The following is a 6,170-nucleotide window of genomic DNA, read 5'->3' as shown; positions in this document are numbered from 1 at the left end:
CCTCGCCGTTGCTGTAATCAGCAAACTTTGGTGTTAGGCTTTATGTCTCCTTCGTCTCGGGTGGGTCATTGACCACTTTTATCTTCGCTTTTTGGGAGCTACTTGTCAACAAATCGCGGCGTTTCCTCCCATCGGTAAAACCGAGGGTCTCCACGCCAAAGATTAGATGAGCGCGGAAACCAGTCCGCGATTGCGGAATCCCAATCCGCGACTGCGGAATCTCAGTCCGCGACTGCGGAATCCCAGTTCGCGATCGCGGAATCCCAGTTCGCGATCGCACTCAAAAAGAGTAATACCAATGTACGCGATCGCTACCAGTTTTGGGCTATTGGAATTAGAAAATACCAGTCACGCCATCCCCATCTTCTGATTGCAATAGCGGATAGCCTCAAATAACCCCTCTGTAGACCACTGAACGCGGAGTTGATGCCGTTCTTTTTCTTTTCCAGCCCAATTATCTTCTAGGCAAACTTTAAACCACCCTTCTGGGTGGCGAACCCCATCACGGTTAAACAGAAAGTAGATAATCGCCTTAAGAACCTCTTGTAACGAAAAGCCATGCATAAACTGGGCATCCTTTGGATAATAGTAAATTCCCGCCTTCCGACAAGCTTGCAACTTTTGCTCAAACTCCCCAGATTCGGCATCTTCTAGATCCGTTGTTGTTGTTAGGTACTCGTCCTTTAGTGGTTGCGGGTTTGAGGGGTCTAAATTGGGAATCTCTGACTGAAAAGTCAATTTTTTCTGCGGTTTGCGAAAAGGGGGGGGCATCAGGACGCGAATCGGTTGAAGCCTCCATTTCCAAACGTAGGCGGTGTAGCTTTTAGCTTGGGTGAGTACGCCTTTATCTAATAGCTGTTGAGCGGCGCTTTTGACAGTTTTGCGATCGTGGGGAAAACCGCGTGTTCGTTTGACCCATTTGTTGAAGTCACGCAGGTCGATAATTTCGTTGCTACCTTCGGGCATTTCATCCAGCAGCCATTGCCATAATTCTCTGGCGGTGGGGGTGAGTCGATTCTGTACGCTAAATTTGTTGTGTTTTCTTGTCCAATTATTCATGGCAATGCAGATCGATGATGGGCTTTCCAATCTGCCCTCTTTTCGAGAGGGGCTATGCGTCAGCCCTGGCTTTTTGGGAATATATGCATGACGGGTTGGACGCAGGCGTGATAAGCGTCTACTTTCCTTGGGCTTAGAATGGGTTCTAGCCGGATAGGGGATCTGTCCTGGACACAAGCTTTTTTAAGCTTTCCCAGGTTCTGCTTGATTCCTTGTCTGGGGGTCATCCTCATGCATGGTTATGCATGGGTGGGCTTCTGACCCAGATTAAACGGGCAGCGTGTTTCTATGGATACTCTCTTGAAATCCTTTTCTTGAGTGGGGTATCCACAGTAGTCATGCCGATTTTGGAGCTGTTCGTTTGTTCTAGGGCTGATCTATAGGCTGTATGGGAATTGTACATGGTTAGTAAACTTACAGTACACGCTTTATACAGCAATGTCAACGACATCTCGACAACTAACTATACGGCTACCTCAAATAGAGTTAGACCGGATAGAGGCTTATAGTAAGCGCACTGGCAGAACTAAGACAGATATTCTGCGAGAGTTCATCAGGTCTCTGCCAGAACCCGAATCTGAGCCGGAGAAGAAGTAGTAGTAGGCGTTGAGGACAGAACGGAAACCAAAACAACCGTTGGAAAGCGAACTCGCGCGATCGGGACTCACTCATGAGTAACACCCAGATCAAGCCTCTTTTCGAGAGGGGCGTCAGCGTCAGCCCTGGCATTTGGGGAATATGTGCATGACGGGTTGGACGCAGGCGTGATAAGCGTCTACTTTCCTTGGGCTTAGAATGGGTTCTAGCCGGATAGGGGATCTGTCCTGGACAAATGCTTTTTTAAGCTTTCCCAGGTTCTGTTTGATTCCTTGTCTGGGGGTCGTGGCGAGTCCTCATGCATTCGGTTATGCATGGGTGGGCTTCTGACCCAGATTAAACGGGCAGCGTGTTTCTATGGATACTCTCAAGAAATCCTTTTCTTGAGTGGGGTATCCACTGGAGACGCAGCAGTTTTAGCGCTGTTAAGCGCCTCTTTTGTTTTTCATGTGCCTGTTATGTGCATATCGTTTCCCTGATCATTATACGATAGGCATATTAAAGTGGCAAGCAAACTAAAGAGAATGGCATTCAACCTGCCTCAGCAAGAGCTGGATAGGCTAAATGCCTATGCAGAAAAGACTGGTAGGACTAAGACGGATATCCTGCGAGAGCTTATCCGTACACTGCCAGAACCTGAGCCTGAGAAGAAGTAGTAGGCGTTGGGGACAGAACGGAAACTACAACAACCGTTGGAAAGTGAACTCCCGCGATCGCACCCCTTAACCCTCAAAGTACCGATGGTCTGAGGGTTGTGCTTTACTGTTTGAATTTTCCTGAAAATTGAGAGAGTAAAGCCCTGGTGGTCAGTTACTCCTGAAAAAAGGGCGGAAATGGGGGTGACAAATGCGGATCATGTACATCGCACTCACTCATGAGCAGCAGGAAGCTGAAATTATTAGATGTCCTCCTCTTCTGTCTCCGTATCTTCTGCCACTTGAAAAATTCGTCTTAGGTCTCGCGAACCGCGAAGCACACGCACAATCTCAATCCCCTGCTCTAGAGAACGGTAGAAAATAATGTAGTTACCCACTGGAAAACCCCGCACAGAAGGAGCTAAGTCAGGACGCACTCGTCCCAGCTCTGGAAACTTGGTCAATAGGAAAAACCGTTCTCGGAGCTTATCAAGGATATTATCAGCAGCCTGTGGGTTTTCTTGAGCAATGTAGTTCCAGATATCCTCAATATCCTGCGCTGCCTGGTCAGAAAGCTTCAATCGGCTCATAGACTACTCTTTTGAGCCAAATTCTTCCGTCCCCTCACCTTAATTCCGTCAAAAAAGGTAGAGAGAGACTTCTCATCGTGTTCGGTGTACTGACCGTTCTCAAGCTGCTCTATGCCGATACCGATCTCACGTCGCAACGTTTCCAGCTTAAGCTGGTGAACTTCCTCTTCAAGATGCTCCAACTGATCGAGAAGCTCCTGAAACGCTCGTGCTTCTTGCACCACCACCTCAGCTTTCCCGTTCACCGTCAGCACTAGGGGCGATTTTGTCGCTTTGACCCGTTCTACATACTCTTTGGCGTTTCGCTTAAAGTCAGTCAGAGTTTGAATATTCTCAAGATTAATCTTGGTTGCCATCGGATTTAATAAAGCATTTAATCAAGTATCTCATTAAATGCTATATTTCGCATCTCTCGGGGTCAATTACTGCCACGCGATCGCATCTTTAGACCGGGGAGTGTCAAGTCTTGCCATGTCCGGCTAATAGCCGTACACTTAAACTATGTGTCAGGAACCCCACGACTATGACTAACACGGCAAGCAAAAAGTCAAAGGCTAAAACAGATCGTTGTAAAAATGAACGCCTAGAAGCCCGTGTCACTAAAGAGCAAAAAAGAATATTTCAGCAGGCTGCTGACATCCAAGGACGGACACTAACAGATTTTATTATTGCCAGCGTTCTTGATGCTGCAAAGCAAGTTATTCAAGAACATGAAATAATGACCCTAAGCGCACAAGATCGAGAAGTTTTTGTCAAAGCCCTACTCAATCCCCCCGAACCAAGTGACAAGCTACGGACAGCAGCTCAACGCTATAAACAAAAACTAGGTGTATAAGCCAATCTATCCAAACTCTCATGTCTGATAGCTTTGATTATTCAATTGAGCCGCTTGGTTCACACCATAACCGAGCGGCTTTTTCTTGTGGTAGTGAGTCATTAGATATTTATCTTCAGCGTCAAGCTAGACAAGATGCACGTAAGTACATGGCTGCACCTTATGTTTTGATAGAAAAAAATTCTGGCGCTGTTATTGGATATTACACACTCTCTTCAGTTGGCATCAACATGGGGGATTTGCCGCCTGAGATCCGCAAGAAGCTCCCCAAATACCCGGCAGCCCCCGCTACTCTCCTCGGTCGGTTAGCCGTTGATGAAAAATATCAGGGCAAAGGGTTAGGAGAGATTCTTTTAATGGACGCTCTCTATAAAAGCCTGAAAAATGAAATTGCTTCAATGGCTGTGGTAGTTGATGCCAAGGATGATAAAGCCCGCTCTTTCTACGAGCGTTATGATTTCATTCGTTTCCCAGATTACCCCCACCGTCTTTTTTTGCCTATGACAGTTATCAAAAAAATGTTTAAGTAGATAATTTGGGCTGAAATGACCAACCTTACCGGAAAATTTTGTAAGAGTGCAATGTACGCGATCGCACTCACTCATGAGTAACACCCAGATCAAGCGATCGCATCCCTATTTCAAAAAAAGGCGACCCTGGCAGATACATCACCACCAGGGTCAAACCAATATGAAAATTCATTTATAAATGGATCTGAGCAGAGTCGAACTGCTGTCCAGGTCAGATATTCACTCACCGCTCATTCACAGGCTTAGCCCTTCTCATCCTCAGGGCGGGAACCATCCATTATCCCGGATGGTGGGATTCTCTGGTTAACTCTTAACTAGCAATCAACCAGAGGAAACTTGCTAGCGCATCCGTTGGGGTTGAATCCATAGTCCTTAACGGAGTCGAACTACAGACGCTCGTACCTTTGTTAGAGGTTATTAGGCAGCAATAGGAGCAGCCTTACGAGCAAAAGGAACGATGTTGTTCGCAGTTACTATTTTTCTGAGCCTTTGATTTATGAGAGAAGACTCACTCTCAGCCTGAGTCACAGAATCGCTTTCACTAACCTGTCGAAACCAATTTCAGACCCACTATCATTGTGCCTAAAAACCAACCCCATGACAGTGTAGAGACTTTTACTTAAAGGTAGGGTTTTCCCCAATCAGCCAACTCTCGCGATCGCTCTTCAGTAAACTAACCCAAAAGCAGCAGTTGCCTTTTCTTCCTCTCCATTCGCCAAATAGCTTTTCCCGCTTCCTCAGTCCCTCAAAACATTAAATAATATGACCAAAAGATGTCGTAAAAAGTCAGCATTTTTTCTCCCACCCCAAAAAAAAACAAAAGCTGAATTTACCAAAACTTTAAGCTCCCAATACGGGAAAGGAGATTCAGCCTCTGAAGTAAGTAAATAGACATCTCATCACTCATTCCGGGGCAAGCTGGGCGTATGAACTTCAAAACCTTCTTAATTTTCGCCACAATATTAGCCGCTATCGGATTACCCCTCGCCCTTTATCTCGCACCAGAGGAAACAATTAGCTCACCCCTTAACAAACAACTTGAAAAAGTAAAAAATTCCATTCAACCGCTAAAAGCCAAAAAAGTCAGCGTCGAACAAATTCTGAAAACCAAACGCTGTCGGGGGTGTAACCTCACAGAAATCGATCTAAGTGGACTAGATTTGAGCGGCGCTGATTTTAGAAATACCGACCTCTCCCGTGCCAACCTAACGAATACCAAATTCAAAGATGCCAAAATGAGTGGCGCTCGTCTAAATGAAGCCAACCTGAAAAATGCCGACTTAGACGGAGTTGACCTTCACGACAGTGAATTGAAAAATGCCGACCTGACTCACGCGAACCTCTTCAATATCAGATTAGACAACGCCGACTTAACCAATGCGACACTGCACCGGGTTGAGCTTCGAGATGCTGACCTAATCGGTGCCACGCTCAAAAATGCCGACCTAAGTCATGCCAGTCTCTACGGAACACGCCTGACAGAAGCCAACCTCACAGATACAAATCTGAGCAACACCAACATGCGCTACGCGAACTTGCTCAATGCCACGATAGCAGGCGCTAATCTCCAGGGGGCTGACTTGCAACTGGCAGTCATGCCGGACGGAACCACCGTCTACGGTACAACTCAATACTGACCAACCGTCCCCCTTCAGATCCCCCTTTCGTCCCCCTTCAAATAAAGAATATAAGAATATATTCCGCTTCCCTCCCCTCGCAGGGGAGGGCTAGGGAGGGGTCAGACCCCCTAGTTAATTAACCAACAGGATTATTAAGTAATGCATTACTGCATTACTGCATTACTGCATTACTTAAACCAGCCCCAAAAAATAGTTCACCGGCAATCCGCAAACACCATGTTATGATTGATAACGCTGTGATAACAGCACCCAGCTAGATCTAGCGCATCTAGTAACCTCAATAA

Annotated in this window: 9 protein-coding genes and 1 other RNA gene; 6 read left to right on the top strand and 4 right to left on the bottom strand. The window is 46.4% G+C overall.

The window, feature by feature from the left end:
• The first annotated feature begins 166 nt into the window (after positions 1–166).
• Positions 167–370: a hypothetical protein gene (locus RIC07_RS19475; RefSeq protein ID WP_446395966.1), complete on the top strand. Its 204-nt coding sequence runs from the start codon at positions 167–169 to the stop codon at positions 368–370.
• Here RIC07_RS19475 and RIC07_RS19470 read toward each other — a convergent pair.
• The gene (locus RIC07_RS19470) at positions 349–1,059 is read right to left on the bottom strand and encodes a hypothetical protein (protein ID WP_446395965.1); all 711 of its coding nucleotides are present in this window, start codon (positions 1,057–1,059) and stop codon (positions 349–351) included. The two genes, RIC07_RS19475 and RIC07_RS19470, sit on opposite strands and share 22 nt — an antisense overlap.
• A 438-nt stretch (positions 1,060–1,497) precedes the next feature.
• Here RIC07_RS19470 and RIC07_RS19465 point away from each other — a divergent pair, with 438 nt between their 5' ends.
• Together RIC07_RS19465 and RIC07_RS19460 are read left to right on the top strand one after the other, a co-directional pair.
• A complete protein-coding gene (locus tag RIC07_RS19465) occupies positions 1,498–1,656 on the top strand; it encodes a ribbon-helix-helix protein, CopG family (RefSeq protein ID WP_446395964.1) in 159 nt (52 codons plus the stop codon).
• A 524-nt stretch (positions 1,657–2,180) separates the two neighbouring features.
• Positions 2,181–2,312: a ribbon-helix-helix protein, CopG family gene (locus tag RIC07_RS19460; RefSeq protein WP_446395967.1), complete on the top strand. Its 132-nt coding sequence runs from the start codon at positions 2,181–2,183 to the stop codon at positions 2,310–2,312.
• 242 nt (positions 2,313–2,554) lie between these two features.
• Here the strand turns inward: RIC07_RS19460 and RIC07_RS19455 are convergent, their stop codons facing one another.
• Complete coding sequence (locus RIC07_RS19455; protein WP_446395963.1) at positions 2,555–2,881, bottom strand: type II toxin-antitoxin system RelE/ParE family toxin; 327 nt, start codon at positions 2,879–2,881, stop codon at positions 2,555–2,557.
• A complete protein-coding gene (locus RIC07_RS19450) occupies positions 2,878–3,237 on the bottom strand; it encodes a type II toxin-antitoxin system Phd/YefM family antitoxin (protein WP_446395962.1) in 360 nt (119 codons plus the stop codon). The genes RIC07_RS19455 and RIC07_RS19450 overlap by 4 nt, the downstream gene beginning before the upstream one ends.
• A gap of 167 nt (positions 3,238–3,404) precedes the next feature.
• On the opposite strand from RIC07_RS19450, the gene RIC07_RS19445 reads away from it, so the two are divergent.
• Positions 3,405–3,716 (top strand): type II toxin-antitoxin system TacA family antitoxin, encoded by a 312-nt coding sequence (locus tag RIC07_RS19445; protein ID WP_446395961.1) that lies wholly within the window; start codon positions 3,405–3,407, stop codon positions 3,714–3,716.
• Positions 3,717–3,736: 20 nt separating this feature from the next.
• Complete coding sequence (locus tag RIC07_RS19440; RefSeq protein ID WP_446395960.1) at positions 3,737–4,246, top strand: GNAT family N-acetyltransferase; 510 nt, start codon at positions 3,737–3,739, stop codon at positions 4,244–4,246.
• Between the two features lie 176 nt (positions 4,247–4,422).
• On the opposite strand, the gene ssrA is transcribed toward RIC07_RS19440, so the two are convergent.
• Positions 4,423–4,815: a transfer-messenger RNA gene (gene ssrA, locus RIC07_RS19435) on the bottom strand.
• 357 nt (positions 4,816–5,172) lie between these two features.
• Here ssrA and RIC07_RS19430 point away from each other — a divergent pair.
• The gene (locus tag RIC07_RS19430; protein ID WP_446395959.1) at positions 5,173–5,883 is read left to right on the top strand and encodes a pentapeptide repeat-containing protein; all 711 of its coding nucleotides are present in this window, start codon (positions 5,173–5,175) and stop codon (positions 5,881–5,883) included.
• Positions 5,884–6,170: the final 287 nt, after the last annotated feature.

Origin of the sequence: Coleofasciculus sp. E1-EBD-02 (genome assembly GCF_040218245.1) — a bacterium.
Lineage (GTDB): Bacteria > Cyanobacteriota > Cyanobacteriia > Cyanobacteriales > Coleofasciculaceae > Coleofasciculus.
The sequence above is the reverse complement of the archived record's forward strand: the minus strand, read 5'-3'. Positions and strand labels throughout refer to the sequence as shown.